Below are 21605 nucleotides of genomic sequence, written 5' to 3'. Positions count from 1 at the left end.
ACAGTATCTTTTTAATTCTGACAAGTGTATAATTAATAATATGTTATATCAATTTAGTTTTAGCGCATTATTTTTTGGGATTTTAGTCTTAATTGCTGGTGGAATAGTCGTCATTTTTCATCAAAAATTAGCCGACAATCTGGGAAGCGGTGTAAGCAGCTATGACCGTTTCAAGTTTTGGGGGCTTGTTACATGTGGAGTGGGATTCGCTATTATGCTCAGCCTGCACACTATCCCACTAAACTGGCTATTAAACTCCCTTTTTGGCGGCGGACTATAATAGACGCTTACTAAAAACAAAATAGCCAAACACTGTTGGCTATTTTTTTGTAATCGCAATTCTATCAAAACATCAGATTTAATAAAATCAGTCACATAAAAAGCCCCTCGTAGAGGGACTTTTTTGTTTAACAATTTGATTGTGCAATTCATCAATCGGTTTATCGTAGAGAAAGGTTGAACTTTTGTCTCGTCCTCGAGAGGACTATTGTAAATATGTAAGCTCGACACATTTACGAGACCGACCTAGCTCAATCTGTGATTGCTCGACAGATTGGCATCGTTACTCCCTAGAAAGGAGGTAATCCATCCGCACCTTCCGGTACGGATACCTTGTTACGACTTAACCCCAATCATGCCCCCCACCTTAGGCCGACGAATCGGACTTCGGGTGTTGGTCACTTTCATGGTTTGACGGGCGGTGTGTACAAGACCCGGGAACGTATTCACCGCAACTTGCTGATTTGCGATTACTAGCGATTCCGACTTCATGCAGGCGAGTTTCAGCCTACAATCCGAACTGGGACTAGCTTTGATGCGATTTGCTTCACCTCGCGGCTTCGCTGCGCATTGTACTAGCCATTGTATTACGTTTCTAGCCCAGGACGTAAGGGAAATACTGACCTGACATCATCCCCTCCTTCCTCCCCGTTACCGGGGCAGTCTGAATAGAAAAATACAACTATTCACAAGGGTTGCGCTCGTTGAAGGACTTAACCTAACATCTCACGACACGAGCTGACGACGGCCATGCATCACCTGTCACAGGGTTCCAAAAGGCACAGTCTACTTTCGCAGACCTTCCCTGGATGTCAAGCCCTGGTAAGGTTCTTCGGTTATCATCGAATTAAAGAACATAATCCACCGCTTGTGCGGGTCCCCGTCAATTCCTTTATGTTTTAGCCTTGCGGCCGTACTCCACAGGCGGGATACTTAACGCGTTAGCTTCGCTACTGAAGGGGTCGATACCTCCAACAGCTAGTATCCATCGTTTACGGCGTGGACTACCCGGGTATCTAATCCGGTTCGCTCCCCACGCTTTCGTGCCTTAGCGTCAGAAATGGCCCAGTAACCTGCCTACGCCATCGGTGTTCCTTCTAATATCTACGGATTTCACTCCTACACTAGAAATTCCAGTTACCTCTACCATTCTCGAGTTTAACAGTTTGAATAATAGTCTGTATGGTTGAGCCACCAGGTTTCACTATTCACTTATTAAACCGCCTACGCAACTCTTTACGCCCAGTCACTCCGGATAATGCTTGCACCCTACGTATGACCGCGGCTGCTGGCACGTAGTTAGCCGGTGCTTATTCATGAGTTACCGTCATATTCTTCACTCATAAAAGAAGTTTACAACCCGAAGGCCTTCATCCTTCACGCGGCGTTGCTCCATCAGGCTTTCGCCCATTGTGGAAGATTCCTCACTGCTGCCTCCCGTAGGAGTCTGGACCGTGTCTCAGTTCCAGTCTGGCTGATCATCCTCTCAGACCAGCTATGGATCGTCGGCTTGGTAGGCCATTACCCTACCAACTACCTAATCCAACGCAGGCTTCTCCCAAAGCGCCCGAAGGCTTTAATCCGAAGACCATATGCGGCATTAGCTACCCTTTCGGGCAGTTATTCCTCACTTTGGGGCAAATTCCTACGCGTTACTCAGCCGTCCGCCGCTCGCCGACATTTTACACAAAATTCTTGAATAGATCTTCTATATTACCCAGAAGCTTCCAGAATTCAGTGTAAAACTCGCTGCCGCTCGACTTGCATGTGTTAGGCACGCCGCCAGCATTCATCCTGAGCCAGGATCAAACTCTCCGTTAAAATCTACTTTGTATCAAAGTATTAAGGCTCTACAAAAATATAAACTGACGATGATATTGCACAATCAAATTGTTAAAGTTCATCTTAAGTCAGACTGAAGTATGATTTACCTCGCTCTACAGATTGTAAATCGTTGCTTAACTCGCACTCCAGCAGCCAGACTTGTTACTAATCTTACAGTATATAATTGTCTAGGTCAATAGATTTTTACAATTATTTTGTTGCGAAAAATACAACGACAGCTACAACCATACCAATGGCCGCCCCAGCCGCCACTTCTACAGGGGTGTGACCATGAGCAACGCGAAGTTTTTTCAACTTGCTACCCTGCTCTGAGATCAACTTATTAAGTGTTTCGCCCTGCATTCCAGACGAATAGCGAACCATCATGGCATCATACATTACTATAATAGCCAGCCAAGTAGCTAGTCCAAATACAGAACTATCCCAGCCATCTTGTAGCCCCAGAAATACCGCCAGCGACACAACAATCGCACTATGAGCGCTTGGCATACCTCCGGATAGAAGTATTTTTGGGTTTGTATCACCGCTAAATACTCGACGATTACGCCCCATGAGATGAAACACTTGCTTCAACCCTTGGGATATCGCCCATGCAATTACTGGGACTATCAAGACTTTCATTTATTAATTACCATCATCCTGCGGACGATCCGCCATCAAGCCGATTGACGAAACAGCGTCGCCGTCAGATAGACGCATAATCGTCACGCCCTGAGTTGTCCTTCCGAGTAGCTTAATATCGCTCAAGCCCAGGCGGATAGTTTGACCATTCTGAGAAACCAATAACGCCTCTGTTATTTCTGGGTCGATAGTCTGCACAGAGATAATCGGACCAGTTTTTGCAGTTACGACTGCGGCTTTTATACCGACTCCGCCACGTTTATGACTTGGGAAATTCGACACCTTTGTACGTTTACCGAAGCCTTTTTCACTAACCACCAGCAAGGTTTGGTCGTCACCCGTAACGATATCCATACCAACAACAGAGTCATTTGGACGCAATCTTACACCACGGACACCACGAGCTGATCTGCCCATTGGGCGCGTATCTTTCTCATTAAAACGAATGGCTTGTCCTGCAGACGTAGATATAATCACATCATTTTCGCCAGTCGTCCTCTTTATCCAGCGCAGTTCATCGCCTTCATCCAATTTAATAGCAATCAATCCATTCGTACGGACATTGGCATAATCTTTCACAGGAGTCTTCTTAACTGTACCCTTCTTTGTCGCCATGAACAGATATCCGTCTTCATTAGCGTTCTTTTCGTGCTTGATAATTGCCGTTATCTTCTCTTCTGGCTGAAGTTGCAATAAGTTAACCGCAGCAACGCCTTTAGCACTTAGGCTAGCAGCTGGCACTTCGTAAGCCTTCAAGCGGAAGATCCTACCCATATTAGTGAAGAATAATAGATAATCGTGCGAGCTCGCCTGAACGACTTGATCAATAACATCTTCTTCCTTAGTCGTCATACCACGCTTGCCTTTACCGCCACGATTTTGCCTACGATAATCACTTACTAAGGTTCGCTTGATGTAATTTTCGCTTGTAAGTAGAATTACCGACTCTTCCTCTGGAATCAATTCCTCATCAGAGAATTTCCCTAATTCATGATTAATAATCTTACTGCGCCTATCATCACCATACTTTTCTTTCATAGCAAGCAGCTCTTCCTTAACAACACGCAAAATCTCGTTCTCGTCAGCCAAAATTGCTTCCAGCTTCTTAATCAGTTCGTGAAGCTGCTTCAATTCTTCTTCAATCTTGTCGCGCTCCAATCCCTGCAATCGTCGTAGTTGCATTGCCAAAATTGCGGCCGCTTGAATTTCCGACAGACCAAATCTCTCCATCAAGCGCTTGTCGGCATCGTCATAACTTTCGCGAATTGTCTTAATCACCTCGTCAATATGATCAAGCGCAATTTTCAGACCTTCCAATATATGAGCTCGTTCCTTAGCTTTGCGAAGTTCAAACTCGGTCCTGCGTCGAATAACACCTTGACGGTGCTTAATAAACTCCGCCAAAATCTCTTTTAATCCCATAACCTTAGGCTGAATACCATTGACCAAAGCCAGGACATTATAATGGAATGACGTCTGTAGTCCAGTCAATTTATACAATTGGTTAAGAATCTTCTTTGGATAAGCGTCTTTCTTCAATTCAACGACAACTCGAACCTTACCGCGAGCACTTTCATCTCGCGCATCGGCAATATGCGTTATTTTTTTGGCAAGGACAAGTTCTCGAACCTTATCAACAAAGCCTTCCTTACTCATACCATACGGAACTTCGGTGATTATAATGCTATAACGACCATTTTTGCGCTCTTCAATCGACGCAACCGCACGAATCGTAACTGAACCACGCCCAGTTTCATATGCCTGACGCATTGGCGCACCACCATAAACTTCCGCACCTGTCGGAAAATCAGGACCCTTAATGTGTGTCAATAGTTCGTCTAGTGTAATTTCAGGATTATCTATTTGAGCAACTGTAGCGTCAACCACCTCGCCAAGGTTATGCGGTGGAATATTCGTTGCCATACCAACAGCAATACCCATCTGACCATTCAACAGAATATTTGGAACGGCCGACGGCAAAACTACTGGCTCTTTCTCTGTTCCGTCGAAGTTATCACGAAAATCAACGGTTTCTTTGTCGATATCAGATAGCAGCTCGCCACCAATTTTATCCATTCGCGCCTCAGTATAACGGGAAGCCGCTGGCTCATCACCGTCCATAGAACCGAAGTTACCCTGACCTTCAACTAGCGTATACCGCATCTTCCAAGGTTGAGCCAAGTTTACCATGGCATCATAAATTGATGAGTCACCGTGCGGGTGGTAGTTACCCATAACTTCACCGACAATTTTTGCTGACTTCACTGTAGCGTGAGGAGCGCGCCAACCATTCTTATTCATCGCATACAAAATACGACGATTAACAGGCTTCAGCCCGTCACGAACGTCCGGCAAAGCACGGTCAATAATAACCGACATGGAGTATTTAAGGAAGGAGTCTTCCATAACACGCTCAACTGTCGACTTTTCAATACCGCGAACTTCTGGCTCTTCGTTCGGAATTTCTGATTCTACTATATTTTTATTATCGTTGTCCGCCATATCTCCTCCTTAAAAGTCCAAATCTTCCACATTAACCTTAGCGGCATTTGTTTGAATAAAATTTTTCCTCAATTCTACGCTATCACCCATAAGCTTCGTAAATATCGCGTCTGCCCGTTCTGCGTCCTCAATATTAACCTTCACTAGTGTTCGATTTTCTGGATTCATAGTAGTTTCCCATAATTGAGCAGCATCCATCTCACCAAGACCCTTAAATCGTTGCTGCGCCGTGTAGCCCGCCTGCTTAAATTTCTCAGCATTTTCATCAATCTTTACACCAGCAGCCTTGCGCTCATTAATCTTTTCGTTCAATTTTTGTTCGAGGGCTACTTCATCATAGACGTAATCTATCTTACGATTACTGCCAGTTCCTCTACTCAGCCCAAACAGAGGCGGCTTCGCCAAATATACGTGACCCGCTTCAATCACTTCAGACATGTATCGGAAGAAGAATGTCATCAAAAGTGTAGAAATGTGCGCACCGTCAACGTCGGCATCTGTCATAAATATAATCTTGTCGTAACGAATACCACTGATATCAAATTGGTCGCCAATTCCAACACCCATAGCCTTAATCAAGGAAACAATTTCAGCATTAGCAAACATCTTATCAAACCTTGCGCGCTCAGTATTCAACACCTTACCGCGAAGAGGAAGAACAGCCTGAATAGTTGAATCGCGACCATCCTTAGCTGAACCCGCAGCAGAATTACCCTCGACAATAAATAATTCACAATCTTTTCGGTTACGAGATGAGCAATCCGTCAATTTAGATGGCAAGTTTAAACCCTCAAATGCTCCCTTACGGATAACGTTGTCGCGCGCAGCCCTTGCTGCCTTACGAGCTCGTGCCGCCAATGTAGCCTTGCCGACAACCTTCTTAGCTGTAGCTGGATTTTCCTCCAAGTAATACGCAAAATATTCGCTCATTACCTGATCAACATAGCGGCGCATCTCTGGATTACCAAGTTTATTCTTGGTCTGACCTTCAAACTGAGGATCTGGCAACTTCACCAAAATAACTGCCGTCAAACCTTCGCGGATGTCATCACCAGTCAGATTATCCTCTTTTTCTTTCAGTAAGCTATTTTTGCGAGCGTAGTCATTAATTACACGCGTGAGAGCTGTTCGAAAACCAACCAAATGAGTACCACCATCAGGAGTTAAGACGTTATTAGCAAATGGCTTTACCACTTCAGCGTAGGTGTCATTATACTGAACCGCAATTTCCACCATACAATCTTCAACCTGCTTCTCGACGTAAAATATATCGTCCGATAAAACGTCCTTGCCAATATTCAGGTTTTTTACATAACTCTGAATACCGCCCTCAAAGTAGAAAGCTTTTCGTTCGTCAGTTCGCTCATCAATAACCGACGTGTGAATACCTTTCGTAAGATATGCCTGATGACGAAGATAATTAACAACCCATTTATAGTCAAAATTAACCGTCTCCTTAAAGATGGTTGGGTCTGGATAGAAAGTAATTGTCGTACCAGAACCATCAGACTTTCCGACTACTTCTAATTCTGTCTGAGGCACGCCTGTTGCGTATTCTTGGCGATAGATTTTACCGTTCTTCCTAACTTCAGCAATCATCCGAGTAGACAGCGCATTCACAACACTAGAACCAACACCGTGAAGTCCAGACGAGACCTTATAGCCACCGCCACCAAACTTACCGCCGGCGTGTAAGATTGTTAATACCGTCTCCAATGTACTCTTACCCGTCTTTGGATGCTTATCGACAGGAATACCACGACCGTCATCAGATACTCGAACACCACCATCCTTTAACAAAGTTACTTCGACCTTTGTAGCGTAACCAGCGATTGCCTCGTCAATTGAGTTATCGGCAATCTCCTTAATCAAGTGATGCACGCCCTCATACCCCGTACTACCGATGTACATTCCTGGACGCTTACGAACCGGCTCAAGACCCTCTAGGACCTGGATTTGTGAGCCATCATAAGATTGTTCATTTGTTTGTTTAGCCATATCTCCCTCACTATTATCTGAATTATCAGCTCTTTTCAACAACCTTATTATACATCAAAATAGATATATTCTCAAACTATTTACTTTTTTAGTATGCTTATGCTAAAGTTAGATTAAAGTTATATAACAACAAAAATAAAAGAGGTCAAAATGTTCAAAAAAATTATCTCGCGCCTACCATACAGCCCTTCAATGATCCACAATTTGGGCTTTTATGCGAAACGCTTACGTAAGGAAGAAGCTAATCGAAAGATCGGTCTTATCTTAACCGCCCTAGCGCTTATCGTGCAATCTTTCACTGTTTTTTCACCGCCAGAATCAGCCAATGCAGCAGATTCCAGCGACCTAATTTATGGCGGAATTTCTAGCGGTCAACAACTAATGGCTCATTATGACGCGAACACAAATAATATTCACGACCTCTACGATCATCTTGGTATTAGCCGCTCAGATCTAGTAGCTGCAACAGGAAATCTTCAGACATTGAACAGTAACATGGGAACTTATTCTTGGGGACTTACGCCTCATTTTGGACCATCAAGAGGTGAAGGTTCATATGTAGTGCGCACATCTCAAGGAGGGGCTCGCACTTTCTACTATCGACCTCACAACCTCTGGGGCAACTTCTCATACAGAGCATTTGTTGGATATTCAGCTGGAACCGGATGGTTTGCAATCATGCTTAACTGTGGCAACTTAATCTTAAAATTCGCACCACCAAACCACCATTGTCCGACTGGTCAAGTTGGCACATACCCAAACTGCTCCACTCCACCACAGCCAGTAGCTACATGTAACGCTCTAGACATAAAGAATAATGGAGACACTTACCAACTTACAGCCAACGCAAGTGTAGCCAACGGTGCTACAATTCAAAAATATGTATACAGTATTTATCGAGGAAACACCCTAGTTAAAACTATAGAAAGCAACGATAAGATTGTATCTTATACAGAGAAAACACCGGGATCATACAAAGTTGTTCTAACAGTAAAAAGCTCGCTAGGCGACAAGACCTCAGACGCCTGCGTAAAGACATTTACTATACCAGAGCCAGCAAGGTGTCCTCAAAACCCTAAATTATTAAAGGACGATCCTCAATGCCAACCATGTCCAGGCGACTCTACTATATGGATTAACGATAGTCGATGTTCTGCCTCGTTCGTGCAGACAAAAACCGCAGTTAATCTCACCCAGAATAACGCCGACGCAACAACTACGGTTGCAAAATCTGGAGATCGAATTACCTACACTCTTTCGGTAAAAAACAAAGGTCTTAAAGAGGAAGAATTTACATTCAAAGATCAAGTCAGCGACCTATTAGAATATGCAGACATATTCGACGCTGGCGGCGGAACATTGACAGATGATAAAGGTGCTAGCGCGGGCAGCAGCAACGCAAAAGTTCTAGTATGGAACCCTATCAAGATCAAGCCAGGAGAAACCCAGAAGCGCAGCTTTACTATCCAAATAAAGAACAACATCCCAGCAATGGCTAGCGGTAAAAGTAATCCAATGTCTTATGATTGTAGGATTGATAACACATTTGGCAATACTGTCAGTACAAAAATTGACTGCCCTGCACCGAAAGTTATTGAACAGACCACTTCGCAATTACCAAAAACTGGCGCCAGCGAGAATATGATGTTCGCAGGAATTATCTCAGCTGTAGTTGTATTCTTCTATGCTCGATCACGTCAATTAAATAAAGAGGTTAGAATTGTTCGGCGAGACATGTCCGCAGGAACTTTATAGGAGGTGAAAAATGAGTGAAAAATTAAAATCTACTGTAGAGAATAATGCTGTCGACACCAGAGAATTAGCAGACTTAAGCAGAGAAAAAGCGGCTGAAATCGAAAGATCTCTAGAAAAGGCGGTTGAAAAAGAAAAATCAAATGCCGAAAATGAAAATAGCATTAAACATGAGGCTATGGAAATTGCCACCCGCCAAGAAAAGCGGCAAGAACAAAAAGAATCTAAAGAGATAAAAGAAGATAAGCCTCTTACAAAAAAAGATATTGAAGCTTCGTATAAGAAGACTTTGGAAAATGTACAAGACCAATTATCAGCTCCATCCAGGGCTTTCAGTAAGGTCATTCATAATCCAGTAGTCGAAAAGACTAGTGACGCAATTGGCAATACTGTTGCCCGCCCTAACTTAATCATTTCTGGCGCCTTAGGAGCAATAGCTTCTGTCGTTGTGTATTTTATCGCCAAAAGATACGGATACCTATTATCAGGATCAGAAACTATTATCCTGTTTGTAGCTGGCTGGTCTATTGGCGCTGTTATTGAATACGCTCGAGTAGGGTTTATCAACAACAGGAAAAATAGCTAGATAGATGTTGAATCTTATCTCAAGCTAATCATCACTTCACTATCGTCGTCATCACCATTGCGTAAATCGAGCCGATTCTTAACTACAGGTTGGCTCGGTTTTACATTTACAGAGGAGACAGGGCTATTATTTGTAGTCATAGACATATTTGGCTTATTGGCGACAGCACTATCTATCGCAGAAGGTTGACTTTGCTGTTTGCTATCAAGATTAGAAGCCGTAGCATTTACGCTATTTATATTAGAAGGCGCATTATTAACCACCTCTGGGCGACCTTGCGGATTCTGTATTTGTGAGGAAGTCTGTGGAGTTTGCGAATTTGCCGGTCTTACGGTTGAGTTAGAAGCGGGCTTTCCTCCTAGTTGTTGCCTCTTCGCTAGCCATTCATCTAAGAACGATGACCCACCGCCCGACGATTTTTGACCAACAGAAGGCGCTAATTGAGAAGGACTCGTCTTTGGTTGCGCACTACCTCTAATCCTGTCAAATATCTCCTTTTCAACGACAGCTCGTGGTCTACCGTATTTAGCAGCAGATAGCCTTACTAACGCGTCTCTCAGCTGATTATTAACTTGCCCCATCGGAGGAATCCAATTCATACTAAACGGCGCAGACGGCACGTTATTAATCATCACAGAAGTTATGGACTGGAAGTTTGGCAATTTAGCCAAGTCGTCGACATCGAAAGTCGGCTGAAACTTCTTAACCATCAATTCGGCGTCAGTCACACCGATACGCCCAGAAATAACCGTACCGACGTTACCGATAATAGCTTCTCGTATCTTATCCGTTAACTGAGTCATAAACTGGTTACCCATAATAAGACTTAATTTATACTTACGAGCCTCAGACAGAATAGATTCAAAGCTGTCAGTGGCGAAGTTCTGGAACTCGTCAACATACAGTGAAAAATCAACCCGCTGATCCTCTGGAATATCCGCCCGAGACATCGCCGCTGCTTGAAACTTCATCACAAAGATAATACCCAAAAGCTTAGAGTTAAGTTCACCCATCTTACCTTTCGACAAGTTAACTAGCAAAATCTTATTATTATCCATAATTTCACGCAAATTAAATCCAGATTTGGTCTGACCAATGATATTGCGCATTGCATCGTTGGAAATAAATGGGCCAAACTTTGATACAACCCATGAAATAACCTCACCTGCCTCATTTGACCTTTGTGACGCAGGAAATTCCTTTGTCCAGAAGTCAATAACTTGCTGATCTTTCACGTACTTAAGCTTGCTTTTCACAAATTCAGGATCAATAAGACACTTCGGCACGTCAATAAACGTTCCACCAGCAGGATCCGACATCAACAATAAAGCGCAGTTTCTAAAAATATGCTCCAAACGAGGACCAACAATTCCCGTATGGCCTGGATCGTAAAGGCCATACAGCATATTAATTGCCTCTTGAACCAAAAAGTCTTTTTGGTCTGGAGTGTCGAACTCAAACATATTCAGACCAATTGGATTGGTCATGTCGGCAGGATTAAAGTAGATAATATCCTCAACGCGCTCTTTTGGAACCTTACCTAACAATGACTCAACCAAATCACCGTGCGGATCAATAAAGGCGAATCCTCGACCATCCATCATATCCTGATAAGCCATATTTTCCTGCAAGACGGACTTACCAACGCCTGTTTGACCAATAATATATACGTGGCGGCGGCGGTCTTTTGTCCCGATTCGAATAGGCTTTTTGACTCCTCGAAATTCGTTATAACCAATCAACAAACCCTCATCCAAAACATCTGTTGGTCCATCAACCTGCTTGGACATCTGTCGCTTAACTTGTGAAGTCGGAATTGCGTTAGCTCCAGGCAAATGAAATAACGTTGCCATTTCTACACTGTTGAGAATATTACTACGAGTTTCCTGAGGAAAGAACCTCATAATATATGCTGTTGTCATTTCCTCAACATTCCTAGTTAAAGAGAACTTAAACCCATTATTGCGCGGTGAGTCAAACAACGAGAAGGCTGCTATTATATTTTTTAACAACACTTGAGAGCGCGCCGCAGTGTTTGACGAAATTACAACACGCACTAAAACTTCATACGCAGGATAGCGAGCTTTTTCGCTGATAGCATCCACTTCCGCCTGCTCTAAAGACGTTAGCTGCTTGTCCTCAGAATTAGAGCCGCCGTCTTTTTCATTATTCTCTGGCGGTTTCCACAAAGCCTCCATAATATCCATAGGAGCAACACCACCGAAACCCTTCTTCTTGCCCTTATTCTTCTTCATACCGTCAATATGAGACTCTGAAGCCTTAGACCAACCGTCATACGCCGGACGCAGTAAAAATTGTACACCTATTCCATCTTCTTTAGATGCCGAAGACAAAGCATTTAATAACGCCCTGGAAGCATCTCTTTTCGACTCCTGATAAGTCGATATTGGATAAACAAAGGATTTTTTCAGGGTGAATTCGCCGCCGATGGTACCGCTCATCTTGCCAACCTTGCTGAATATATTAGTATCAGATACCTCTTCTAGCCGAGCAGAAGGATATGCTGCCGCTACAGCTTGACGAATAACATCAACTAGCACTAGCGGAACAACCGCGTAATAGTGAACTAATCCACCATGCGCAACAATCTCAAACGATATATGACGTTGGCCGTAGACTTTACTTTTGAATCCTTTAGTTGCCGTACTTGAGATAATGTTATACATCACCTGGGCTTGCGACAACACCTCTTCAGTTAAATCTCGCTCATCTCGATTTGAGCTATTAACGTCCTCACTTGTCGGAGGCAAATGTATAAGCAACGGCACCATCTTCAAGCCTCGTTCATAATTTTTGGCCTCTCTCAGCATATTACGATACAACACAAAAGCTACCGCAGCACCAGCGGCTATAATAACAATCGCTATAAAACTAACTATCAAAGGACCCGCACCCATATAAAACCCTACTTATTACCGTCGTCATTTTGACCTAAAGTCTTATTATATCGTTTTTTTAAATAATCAGCCTGCAGCTGTGCAATAACTCTATTCCTCTCATATGGATTATCTTTTGTTAAAGCTATAATCTTTTTAACTTTATCCACCCATTCTCTTTCTATCAAGTCTTCATCCGCTGCCACCAGAGGAGTATCATCATCAGCTACTACCCCTGACTGCTTCGCACTTTGATCGTCGTTTTGAGATTGAGATAAAGGAACTGTTGTAGTATTATCAACAGGCAAAGCCACGGGGATATTGTTATATTGCTCAACCCTAGCACCAAGAGACTGCTCAGACTCTCTTCCAACTTCAGGATTTAATGATGTATTTTCTACATTATACTCACCGCCACCTATATTTTGTGGCTGCACCTCAGGGGTCCTATTAACTTGTGGCAGTTCGGGATTCATAAATATATTGTACCACGTAACTACTTAAAATACACAACTACATTCAGGACGGGATTAGTATCTTTTATGTATAAAAAAACACGCCAGCAATTCAAACACACCAAGTAATAATATCTCAAAAATCCCAACATCTCCCATCGATTGCATACCCACATAAATAACTGGAGCAAGAGAGATTACAGTAGAATAATAATACGTCTTATACTTAGATTCATTGCGACTATTCTTGAAATTAAAAAATTTCGCAGCTATTCGCTCCGATGTTAAAAATACTACATAAGTTAGACAGATAAATAGTACATACAAACATACAAAAAACGCTAAAATCCCAAACGGACCAGCAGAACTCGGGTTTGTTGCATTCAAAATAACCGCAGTCAAAATCAATGCAACCAACGCTATAAAACTAATTATCTTCATCCCCATACTCACATCATACTATACACAAGAAGCCTGAGCGATAATACTATAGCATATAGACACAAACCATCCGCCGATAAAAAATAACTATTAGGCGCGGGTGCTACTTGCCTATTACCGCTCGAGGCGATTTGACCGCTCCTTAATTAAGGAGCATCCTTGCAGTGTTCCTCTGCATACATCCAGGACTTTCATCGCTAGTTCTTTAACGAGGATTAACTGGATGTATGCGGTACTAACCGCGCGCTCAACGCTTTTACAATTTGCGAAATATTGTAAAGGCGGAGCATTGGCTGCGTCATTATAAAAATCATGCAGCCAACTGTCCGTCGATTTATACGCAAAATGTGGCTTTATATAAAATTTATTGTTAATGTATTTTTGCTTTTTTGTTTTTCTAAAAGCTTACCCTTATACTAGCATAGCCCTATTTAGATGTCAACTATTACTCGGTCAAAAAGTATTGTAATTTTCACCTATTTTTTAATGTTGTTAAAATTATCATCTGTTAATTATTCTCTTATCGCTTTATGGCTATCTGTGTATTTTACAACAAGCTTGTCATTTTTAAGTATTATCTAGCACAGATTGCACACCATTCAATGAAGATATCGTCGATTTAGCGACCGCCCAATTACACGACTAACCTATGGTTGCCTGTCATCCAAACATTGCCACAAAAATAGGTTCGTACAGTCAATATCAGACTAACGTCTAGTACTCGAAACCGCGATAAAATAGTAGTCTCTACTACCCGATTTATAAAACTCTGTTCACTTTCATTGTCGCACTATAGCAAACTTAACAAAATTATTTTTTATATTATTACAAGAACATACAAGCATCAGTATGCATATTAAATCCTATATATCAAATGCTATACAGCAGTCTTAATTAAAAATTACAAAACGAAAGCATAAAGTTTATTCGTAGTACACAGAGCCATCCTTTACGTTTCAGTTAAAAAATCCTAGAAAATGTACGGCAATTTAATTTGTGATATACATAAAAAAGACCATCAAATAAGCACCAGTCTCTGACATGTAACTTCATAGTAAAAGTCATTAGAAAAACAGCTGCAAAAATTAGAAAGAAGATTATAAAATGTGTGGTATTTTTTACTCAACTTTTTACAAAAATATTGTTGACATAAGCATTTATATAGCTTATTATAGGGGTAGCTTCTGAATAAAAAAGTTATACAGAAGCCAAAAATAAAAAGAAATTGTAAAACTCCACTTTTTTGAAAACAACCACTACTCGCAGGTGGTTGTTTTTCTATCTTAAAGATAAATTCTACTCTTTAACATAAATAAAGCCAGCGATAAGGCTGACTTTTAATCTAATCTATCTGGTGGAGCTGCCGGGTACTGCCCCCGGGTCCAACTGGTATCACAACATTCGTCTACGAGCATAGGCTTATCTAAATTTATTTAATAACGCTACTCGGATTTAAAATAAACCAAGAAAACCGAGTTCCGTTACGTAGTAAAAGTCCTACATATCCGCTACTTCCAAATATATAGCAAGCAACATAGATATAACACCCTTAGATATTGACTGTTGCCACAATACAAGGATGATCGCTAAAAATTAGGCAGCGATTGGCGCAAAGGCCATCTTAGGAGCGAAAGCGCTCGCTACGAATGACTTTGCTTTTGCAACAAAGTTTGCATTTAAAAAATATATGTTACGCGTATCGTCGGCTCGCAGAATGTCATGATAAGGTCCAATTGTCTAAAGCTATATCAGCCCCACATATCGATTCATATTATATCTCTATCTCATTCAAAAATCTACATGCTTATGTTTTAATAGATTCATGATTAGTAGAGTTATTTCAGCTACACCCTACGGATTTAGTGGACAAATCATCGAAGTTGAGGGAGATATGTCAAAAGGGCTTCCTAGTCTACAAATCGTCGGAATGGGTAATAAGGCCATCGATGAGTCTAGAGATCGGGTACGTAGTGCAATAAAAAACTCTTCCCTAGATTTTCCGAAAGGAAAAATAATCATCAACTTAGCACCGGCAGAGTTACCAAAAGACGGATCTCACTTTGATCTCCCCATTGCCTTATCTATTTTATGCATCAGTGGCACACTCAACCAAGGCGACATAAACGATGCGGTTTTTGCAGGTGAATTAGCACTAGACGGCAGTCTACGTCCAATACGATCAGCAATTATTACAGCCGAAGTAGCCAAAAACCAAAAAATTAAATCGGTATACGTGCCAGCCCAAAACGCCGAACAAGCAGCACTAGTGACTGGAGTTGATGTATTTCCAGTAGAAAACCTAAAATCACTCTTCTTACATCTCAAAAAAGAAAAGATCATTAAGCCAATAGACAGATCATCAATAAAAAATATATCTCGCAATCATAAAAATACTCCAATCATCGACGACATCTACGGACAAGAACAAGCAAAAAGAGCGATTCAAATAGCCGTTGCCGGAAGACATAATATTTTATTGTCCGGTCCTCCGGGATCAGGAAAAACTATGTTGGCAAAATCTCTGAAGAATCTATTACCAGCCCTATCAGAGGATGAAATAGTAGAAGTGACAAAACTTCACAGTCTTGGAGAGCACACTATAATAAACAATCCCATAGTAGATAGACCGTTCAGATCACCACACCACACCGCAAGTAGAGCATCTATTATTGGCGGAGGATCAAAAGTGCAGCCAGGAGAAATCAGTTTAGCTCATAGAGGTGTCCTATTTCTCGATGAGCTACTCGAATATCCACGCACTGTGCTTGAATCACTTCGTCAACCCTTAGAAGATCACGAAATTACCGTCAGTCGTGCAAATGGTAAATTCAACTTCCCTGCCAATTTCTTATTAGTAGCCACAATGAATCCTTGCCCTTGTGGATTTCTTGGAGATCCAGAAAAAACTTGCATATGCTCACAAAATCAAATTCTCAATTATCAAAAAAGATTATCAGGGCCGTTACTTGATCGAATAGATCTAACAGTGTCGGTTTCACGAGTCCCCCATGAAAAATTATTAACTAATAAAATGTCGACAAAATCACAACAAGAGACATTTTTATCTGAGATACATAAAGCCTACTCTATCCAGAAAGACAGATATAAGTGTAGTTACAAATACAACAATGATATTTCAAGCAATACTGTTGATAAAATTACATCAATCTCAGAATCTGCAAAAACCTTCTTGACGAACGCAGCCAGAAAGCTAGATTTAAGCACTCGCAGCTACTTTAAGGTCATAAAAGTTTCTCGCACTATCGCAGATTTAGAAGGATCCGCGTCCATAGAAGTTCCGCACATAGCAGAAAGCCTACAATACAGACAGATTAACATAGGTTAATTATTATCCTTGAAAATAACAAACATCTCTGTTACAATAGCAACTGAGTTAATCTAAAATTGCTTCAAAAAAGGAGAGCCAGAGATTAATAAATCAATCCGTATCAACGGAGCAATCCGTGCAAGAGAACTGCGGATAATTGGTCCTGATGGCGAGCAGCTAGGAATCATGTCCCTTAAAGAGGCTTTAAGTAAGGCCAACGACATGAATCTTGACCTAGTTGAAATATCACCAGGAGCCAATCCGCCAGTTGCTAAAATCATTGACTGGGGTAAGTACCAGTACCAAAAAATGAAGGATCAACAGAAGAATCGGCGCCAAGCCAAATCTGGAGACCTAAAGCAGATGCGCTTTGGTCTAAAGATAGGAGCTGGAGACCTAGAGGTTAAGCTGAAGAAGATCCGTAAATTTTTAGAGGGCGGACATAAAGTTCGTATACAAGTGGTCTACAAAGGTCGCGAAATGGCCCATAAAGAGATCGGCTACGAATTGATCGACAAAATCATGGAACACCTTAGTGAAGACGCAATATTAGAGCAAAAACCTCAGATGGCTGGTCGCAATCTGAGCGTAGTAATAAGGAGTAAATAATGCCAAAGCTAAAGACCCACAAAGGCACTGCGAAGCGTATCAAGCTGACCAGCACCGGAAAATTGACCCGCCAGCGCGCATTTGGCGGCCACTTGTTGGCTAAAAAGTCAAAAAGTCGTAAGCGCGCAATCAACACAACAGCAATAGTAACTGGTTCGATGGCCAAGAACGCCCGTCGAGCAATGGGAGTATAGTTATGCGAGTAAAACGAGGAGTTGCCGCACGCGCTAAGCACAAAAAAATCTTAAAAGCAGCTGAGGGAATGCAACATAATCGCACCAGAAGTTTTCGTCTTGCAAAACAAGGTGTTATTAGGGCTCTACAGTACGCCTACCGCGATCGCCGAAACAAGAAGCGCGATCTACGCGGTCTATGGATTACCCGAATCAATGCAGCCGCTCGACAAGAAGGCACAACTTACGGCAAACTTATAGCTTCTATGAAATCTAAAAATATTGAGATTGATAGAAAAATATTAGCAGAATTGGCAGTTAACGAGCCAAAAGCTTTCGCTGAAATAGTAAAAGCGAGTCTATAACAGGATAAAACTACCAATATAAAACACCCTGACATTATGCAGGGTGTTTTATTCATAGTCTGCCTATAAGCCGGGTTCTGTCTAGGGCAATCATCTATCTAGTTTGCTTGTTGCCAAACAAATCAAGCGGTTATCGATCTGCGGACGGATAATCCTATTTGCAAATCTCCTTGCAGCCGACAGGGTTTACCTCTCGTCTATGTCGCCATAGACGACTGTGGGCTCTTACCCCACTCGTTTCACCTTTTCCCTCGTATATAAAATACGAAGGTAGTTTTGTCTCTGTGGCACTTTCCCTAGAGTTGCCTCCGGTCGCCGTTAACGACTGTCGTATCCTTCGCTGCCCGGACTTTCCTCTTAAGTACAACTTAAGCGATTGCCTAACAGACTACATGATATATTATAGCACTAAACCCCAGACTTGTCTGTGGGCGCTAGATATTCCCCGCATAAATGCAAGGTGGGTGCTCGCAACTTATTGCCACGACAATAAATCATTAAAGCTCCCTATCATATGATGTTAGGAAAATCATACGCGCCCACGGATAAATCCAGGGTATGCTCTTATTATACACCAAATATGTTCATAAATACACGCAAAATTGCCTGAATATAGCCCGACATAACCTGCCCAATTACATCAGAAAACAGCACAACTATAATCATTACTAGAAGAATGCCGTTCTGCTCAATTTTCTGCATAACGCCCCTGATGCTATCTGGCGCTACGGCGTATAGTATTCTAGACCCGTCCAGAGGTGGAATTGGTAGCATATTAAAAACAAAAAAGCCCAGGTTCACCGATACAGCAGTAGAAATAATCAGTCCAAATATCGTAGACTGTACTGCCCCGGTATTATTAATAACGCCGCTAAACACTCCGACGCCAAACACAATAAAGGCGATTATTAAATTAGTAATTGGGCCAGAAAGAGCGACAAGAGCCGCCCCCCAATCGCCAAAACGGACTCTATTTGGATTAAATGGAACAGGTTTAGCTCCTCCAAAAACTGGAGCATGCAGTATCACCATAATCAAAGGAAGCAAAATAGTCATTACAGGATCGATATGTCTTATGGGATTAAGCGTCAATCTCCCCTCTTCTTTTGCGGTATTATCGCCCAATGCATATCCCATAAAAGCGTGCATAGCCTCGTGAATGGTCATAGACAATAATATAACAATCAAAACTACTATTATTTCTAAAATCATAAGTGTTATTATAGCATCAATACACGATCTTGACTAATTACACAAATGCCGCTACAATAATAAGGATTGTTATTAATAATAAAGTAAAGAGAGTGGAAATGGCATCACGATGTGATTTAACAGGCAAAGGCAAGCAGTATGGCAACAACGTCAGCTTCTCCCTGCGCCGCACTAAGCGCGTTTTCAAACCAAACCTTCAGAAGAAGACTTTTGTTGTTGACGGTCAAAAAATTACCATGACTTTAAGCACAAAAGCTATTCGCACCCTGAAGAAAAAAGGTATTTTGGGCGCAACTGCTGATAAGTAATCGCTAAATCAAATTTTAATAAAATAACTCCGATTGTATTATCGGAGTTATTTTTAATTCAATGAGAAGACTCTAACTTTTCGATATTTGAACAACCGTTAAATTATCTGGTAGATCCGTTATTTTCTTTAACTTCCATTTTGGACCAGCCTCAACAACTGGAGCTCCTAGATTTTTTACAAACTCATCCACGCCATTCTGTGGAACTTCATAATGCAAAGTAGCGTCATTGTAATGCACCGGAATCACCACCTTAGGATCCAATTGACGAATTATTGAAGTCGCTCCCATTGCGTCTAATGTATATCCATTTCCACCGACAGGTAATATTGCAAAATCAACAACACCTATATCTTCAAGCTGATCATCAGTTAGTTTATTCTCAATATTACCAACAACCACCCCCTTAGCTTCACTAATCGTAATTTTATATATTGTAGATTTTTTAACATCATCTGCAGCGTCGATATGTCGGCGCGCTGGAATTCCTAGCAATGAGATATCTCCGACTTCATATTCACCTGGACCCGAAAATAGCAATCTTGGTGTAGAACCCACAACAGCAAACCGATCCTCCGTGACCACTTCTACGTCATTATTCACAGAAACATTTTTTCCTCCGACAATCTCTAAATTCGGATCAAATACCACACGAAGCTTCTTTGTGGTAATAATAACAGCATTTGCTCCTTTATACTCTATTTCAAACATGCCTACTCCTTTCTCATTATATTTTCCGTATCTACTAATACAGAGTGCTTGTTTCTTACAATATCCATTATAAACCTATCTTTGACACTCATCCTATAATAGAAATCATCATAAGATATTACGGCATAATTTATCTCTATTTTTCTATCTTTTTCGATTTTTTTAACAAGATTTTTTATAGTTACGACAGACATATCATCGCCAACCAATAGCAAATCAACAGCAGAGCTTGATCCGACTACTAATTTCCCCGAAATAATAGCCAATCTTAAACCTCTCATTCTCCCTAAAGAATCTTTCCAGGAAACGCTACTCGCAGCACCCATACCGCCTTCTGTATTTTTATCTGAGAATATAGCCGCAAGCGGCTTGATATACGGATAATCCTCATTTACGCTATAGTATAACTTATTATCAATAGCATCCTGTTGTACTATGCCTACAGACACCATATTGGCTAGCTCTCGACGAACAGAATTTATTTGCTCATCGATCATCCTAGTAATTTCCCTCACATAAAATGACTTTTCTGGATTGTTCAGAAAAAGATGTAATAATTTTACCCTAGTTTTTGAACCAAATAATGAATCAATCATTGTACTATAATTGTAACATATTTTTTACTTACTATCTAATACTCGAGATAAATATTGTTCACACGAATGAACATCTCCCCATTCAATAAATGGGTTTCGTCTAAACCACGTCAACTGACGTTTTACTAAGTTTACATCACTAACAATAAACTCCTGAATAACCTGATCTTCGTCTATTTCTTTCTCAATTAATTTCTTAATAATAGGATAAACATTACCCGTCATAGCCTCATTACACCACCCGGTATTATTGGCTAACCCTATTGTTTCTTCTACAACACCGTCCTTGAACATTTTTTTTGCTCTATCTGTAATCCTTCGTTTTAATAGTTGTTTACCTGTGGTAATTCCGACAACGATAGTATTATTCAATGGAGCCTCCATTCCAGACGGCTTTTCATCGGCTCGCTCAATAGCCCTAATTAGATATCTTTTATTTTTACTATTCTCCGGCAAGGCTACGTCGTGATTGACGCAGTATTGTTGAAGTTCAGATATCGTCATTTCTTGTAAGTTAGCTCTCTTTTCTCTGCTGAATTTACCTCCAAATTGAAAATCAAATATAACAGAATCAATATACAACCCTGTTCCACCGACAAGAAATGGAATATTTCCTCGACTTCGGACTTCTTTAATCTTTTGACAGGCATAGTCCTTAAATTGTGACACACTAAAAGAATCGCCCGGATTCACCAAATCAAGACCCCAATGAGAAACTCCCTGCTGCTCTTCCAGAGAAGGCTTAGCCGTCCCAATATTCATACCACGATAGACGGTCCTACTGTCAGCACAAATTATTTCCCCTCTATACTTCTTCGCTAATTGTATAGCCAATGATGTCTTGCCGCTAGCGGTAGGACCAACAATTACAATTAGTGGTAGACGACCTTCATCAACGCCGTTATCTAATTTTATAAACCTATCCAA

Annotated in this window: 18 protein-coding genes, 1 rRNA gene and 2 other RNA genes; 8 read left to right on the top strand and 13 right to left on the bottom strand. The window is 41.4% G+C overall.

All coding sequences use genetic code 11. The features are described 5' to 3' along the window. Positions 1–40 precede the first annotated feature (40 nt). Positions 41–280 carry a hypothetical protein gene (locus LRM47_RS00455; protein WP_146555276.1) on the top strand — a complete coding sequence of 80 codons (240 nt, stop codon included), beginning with the start codon at positions 41–43 and terminating at the stop codon, positions 278–280. 293 nt (positions 281–573) lie between these two features. Here the strand turns inward: LRM47_RS00455 and LRM47_RS00450 are convergent. From LRM47_RS00450 to LRM47_RS00435, 4 genes are all read right to left on the bottom strand, one after another. Then, a 16S ribosomal RNA gene (locus LRM47_RS00450) occupies positions 574–2100 on the bottom strand. A 213-nt stretch (positions 2101–2313) separates the two neighbouring features. Then, positions 2314–2745, bottom strand: coding sequence for a divergent PAP2 family protein (locus LRM47_RS00445; RefSeq protein WP_243822382.1), 432 nt, complete (start codon positions 2743–2745; stop codon positions 2314–2316). Positions 2746–2748: 3 nt separating this feature from the next. Then, positions 2749–5247, bottom strand: a complete 2499-nt coding sequence (gyrA, locus tag LRM47_RS00440) for a DNA gyrase subunit A (RefSeq protein ID WP_243822381.1) — start codon at positions 5245–5247, stop codon at positions 2749–2751. A 9-nt stretch (positions 5248–5256) separates the two neighbouring features. Next, a complete protein-coding gene (locus tag LRM47_RS00435; RefSeq protein ID WP_243822380.1) occupies positions 5257–7245 on the bottom strand; it encodes a DNA gyrase/topoisomerase IV subunit B in 1989 nt (662 codons plus the stop codon). Between the two features lie 150 nt (positions 7246–7395). On the opposite strand from LRM47_RS00435, the gene LRM47_RS00430 reads away from it, so the two are divergent. Next, the gene (locus tag LRM47_RS00430; RefSeq protein WP_243822379.1) at positions 7396–9000 is read left to right on the top strand and encodes a hypothetical protein; all 1605 of its coding nucleotides are present in this window, start codon (positions 7396–7398) and stop codon (positions 8998–9000) included. A 10-nt stretch (positions 9001–9010) separates the two neighbouring features. Then, positions 9011–9583, top strand: a complete 573-nt coding sequence (locus LRM47_RS00425; RefSeq protein ID WP_243822378.1) for a hypothetical protein — start codon at positions 9011–9013, stop codon at positions 9581–9583. 14 nt (positions 9584–9597) lie between these two features. Here the strand turns inward: LRM47_RS00425 and LRM47_RS00420 are convergent, their stop codons facing one another. The 4 genes from LRM47_RS00420 to ssrA form a co-directional block, all read right to left on the bottom strand. Next, positions 9598–12501 (bottom strand): type IV secretory system conjugative DNA transfer family protein, encoded by a 2904-nt coding sequence (locus tag LRM47_RS00420; protein WP_243822377.1) that lies wholly within the window; start codon positions 12499–12501, stop codon positions 9598–9600. A gap of 8 nt (positions 12502–12509) precedes the next feature. Next, a complete protein-coding gene (locus LRM47_RS00415; protein WP_243822376.1) occupies positions 12510–12956 on the bottom strand; it encodes a hypothetical protein in 447 nt (148 codons plus the stop codon). 54 nt (positions 12957–13010) lie between these two features. After that, positions 13011–13382 carry a hypothetical protein gene (locus tag LRM47_RS00410; RefSeq protein WP_146423691.1) on the bottom strand — a complete coding sequence of 124 codons (372 nt, stop codon included), beginning with the start codon at positions 13380–13382 and terminating at the stop codon, positions 13011–13013. Between the two features lie 1346 nt (positions 13383–14728). After that, positions 14729–15132, bottom strand: a transfer-messenger RNA (tmRNA) gene (gene ssrA, locus LRM47_RS00405). 66 nt (positions 15133–15198) lie between these two features. On the opposite strand from ssrA, the gene LRM47_RS00400 reads away from it, so the two are divergent. The 4 genes from LRM47_RS00400 (at position 15199) to rplT (ending at position 17851) form a co-directional block, all read left to right on the top strand. Beyond that, entirely contained in the window at positions 15199–16722 is a 1524-nt protein-coding gene (locus tag LRM47_RS00400) for a YifB family Mg chelatase-like AAA ATPase (protein WP_243822375.1), read from the top strand. Between the two features lie 84 nt (positions 16723–16806). Further along, positions 16807–17313 carry a translation initiation factor IF-3 gene (gene infC, locus LRM47_RS00395; protein ID WP_146423485.1) on the top strand — a complete coding sequence of 169 codons (507 nt, stop codon included), beginning with the start codon at positions 16807–16809 and terminating at the stop codon, positions 17311–17313. Then, a complete protein-coding gene (rpmI, locus tag LRM47_RS00390; RefSeq protein ID WP_243822374.1) occupies positions 17313–17507 on the top strand; it encodes a 50S ribosomal protein L35 in 195 nt (64 codons plus the stop codon). Before infC ends, rpmI begins: the two co-directional genes overlap by 1 nt. A gap of 2 nt (positions 17508–17509) precedes the next feature. Then, on the top strand, positions 17510–17851 hold the full coding sequence (gene rplT, locus LRM47_RS00385; protein ID WP_129743558.1) for a 50S ribosomal protein L20: 342 nt from the start codon (positions 17510–17512) through the stop codon (positions 17849–17851). A gap of 50 nt (positions 17852–17901) precedes the next feature. Here the strand turns inward: rplT and rnpB are convergent. After that, positions 17902–18243: RNase P RNA component class A (rnpB, locus tag LRM47_RS00380), an RNA gene on the bottom strand. A gap of 175 nt (positions 18244–18418) precedes the next feature. After that, positions 18419–19063, bottom strand: coding sequence for a site-2 protease family protein (locus tag LRM47_RS00375; RefSeq protein WP_243822373.1), 645 nt, complete (start codon positions 19061–19063; stop codon positions 18419–18421). A 98-nt stretch (positions 19064–19161) separates the two neighbouring features. Between LRM47_RS00375 and rpmB the strand changes: the two genes are divergently transcribed. Further along, a complete protein-coding gene (gene rpmB / locus LRM47_RS00370) occupies positions 19162–19371 on the top strand; it encodes a 50S ribosomal protein L28 (protein ID WP_129632249.1) in 210 nt (69 codons plus the stop codon). A 72-nt stretch (positions 19372–19443) separates the two neighbouring features. Here the strand turns inward: rpmB and LRM47_RS00365 are convergent, their stop codons facing one another. The 3 genes from LRM47_RS00365 to LRM47_RS00355 are packed head-to-tail and all read right to left on the bottom strand — an operon-like array spanning position 19444 to position 21605. Further along, a complete protein-coding gene (locus LRM47_RS00365) occupies positions 19444–20082 on the bottom strand; it encodes an MBL fold metallo-hydrolase (protein WP_243822372.1) in 639 nt (212 codons plus the stop codon). Positions 20083–20084: 2 nt separating this feature from the next. Beyond that, positions 20085–20678 (bottom strand): hypothetical protein, encoded by a 594-nt coding sequence (locus tag LRM47_RS00360; protein ID WP_243822371.1) that lies wholly within the window; start codon positions 20676–20678, stop codon positions 20085–20087. Positions 20679–20702: 24 nt separating this feature from the next. Next, positions 20703–21605 carry a tRNA (adenosine(37)-N6)-dimethylallyltransferase gene (locus LRM47_RS00355; protein WP_243822370.1) on the bottom strand — a complete coding sequence of 301 codons (903 nt, stop codon included), beginning with the start codon at positions 21603–21605 and terminating at the stop codon, positions 20703–20705.

This window comes from Candidatus Nanosynbacter sp. TM7-076 (genome assembly GCF_022828325.1).
GTDB lineage: Bacteria > Patescibacteriota > Saccharimonadia > Saccharimonadales > Saccharimonadaceae > Nanosynbacter.
Note: the sequence above shows the minus strand (reverse complement) of the source record. Positions and strands in the feature narration are given on the sequence as shown.

Coding starts and splice junctions, on each gene's coding strand:
- LRM47_RS00455 (WP_146555276.1), top strand. CDS start 41: ATGTTATATCAATTTAGTTTTAGCGCATTATTTTTTGGGATTTTAGTC.
- LRM47_RS00445 (WP_243822382.1), bottom strand. CDS start 2,745: ATGAAAGTCTTGATAGTCCCAGTAATTGCATGGGCGATATCCCAAGGG.
- gyrA (WP_243822381.1), bottom strand. CDS start 5,247: ATGGCGGACAACGATAATAAAAATATAGTAGAATCAGAAATTCCGAAC.
- LRM47_RS00435 (WP_243822380.1), bottom strand. CDS start 7,245: ATGGCTAAACAAACAAATGAACAATCTTATGATGGCTCACAAATCCAG.
- LRM47_RS00430 (WP_243822379.1), top strand. CDS start 7,396: ATGTTCAAAAAAATTATCTCGCGCCTACCATACAGCCCTTCAATGATC.
- LRM47_RS00425 (WP_243822378.1), top strand. CDS start 9,011: ATGAGTGAAAAATTAAAATCTACTGTAGAGAATAATGCTGTCGACACC.
- LRM47_RS00420 (WP_243822377.1), bottom strand. CDS start 12,501: ATGGGTGCGGGTCCTTTGATAGTTAGTTTTATAGCGATTGTTATTATA.
- LRM47_RS00415 (WP_243822376.1), bottom strand. CDS start 12,956: ATGAATCCCGAACTGCCACAAGTTAATAGGACCCCTGAGGTGCAGCCA.
- LRM47_RS00410 (WP_146423691.1), bottom strand. CDS start 13,382: ATGGGGATGAAGATAATTAGTTTTATAGCGTTGGTTGCATTGATTTTG.
- LRM47_RS00400 (WP_243822375.1), top strand. CDS start 15,199: ATGATTAGTAGAGTTATTTCAGCTACACCCTACGGATTTAGTGGACAA.
- rpmI (WP_243822374.1), top strand. CDS start 17,313: ATGCCAAAGCTAAAGACCCACAAAGGCACTGCGAAGCGTATCAAGCTG.
- rplT (WP_129743558.1), top strand. CDS start 17,510: ATGCGAGTAAAACGAGGAGTTGCCGCACGCGCTAAGCACAAAAAAATC.
- LRM47_RS00375 (WP_243822373.1), bottom strand. CDS start 19,063: ATGATTTTAGAAATAATAGTAGTTTTGATTGTTATATTATTGTCTATG.
- rpmB (WP_129632249.1), top strand. CDS start 19,162: ATGGCATCACGATGTGATTTAACAGGCAAAGGCAAGCAGTATGGCAAC.
- LRM47_RS00365 (WP_243822372.1), bottom strand. CDS start 20,082: ATGTTTGAAATAGAGTATAAAGGAGCAAATGCTGTTATTATTACCACA.
- LRM47_RS00360 (WP_243822371.1), bottom strand. CDS start 20,678: ATGATTGATTCATTATTTGGTTCAAAAACTAGGGTAAAATTATTACAT.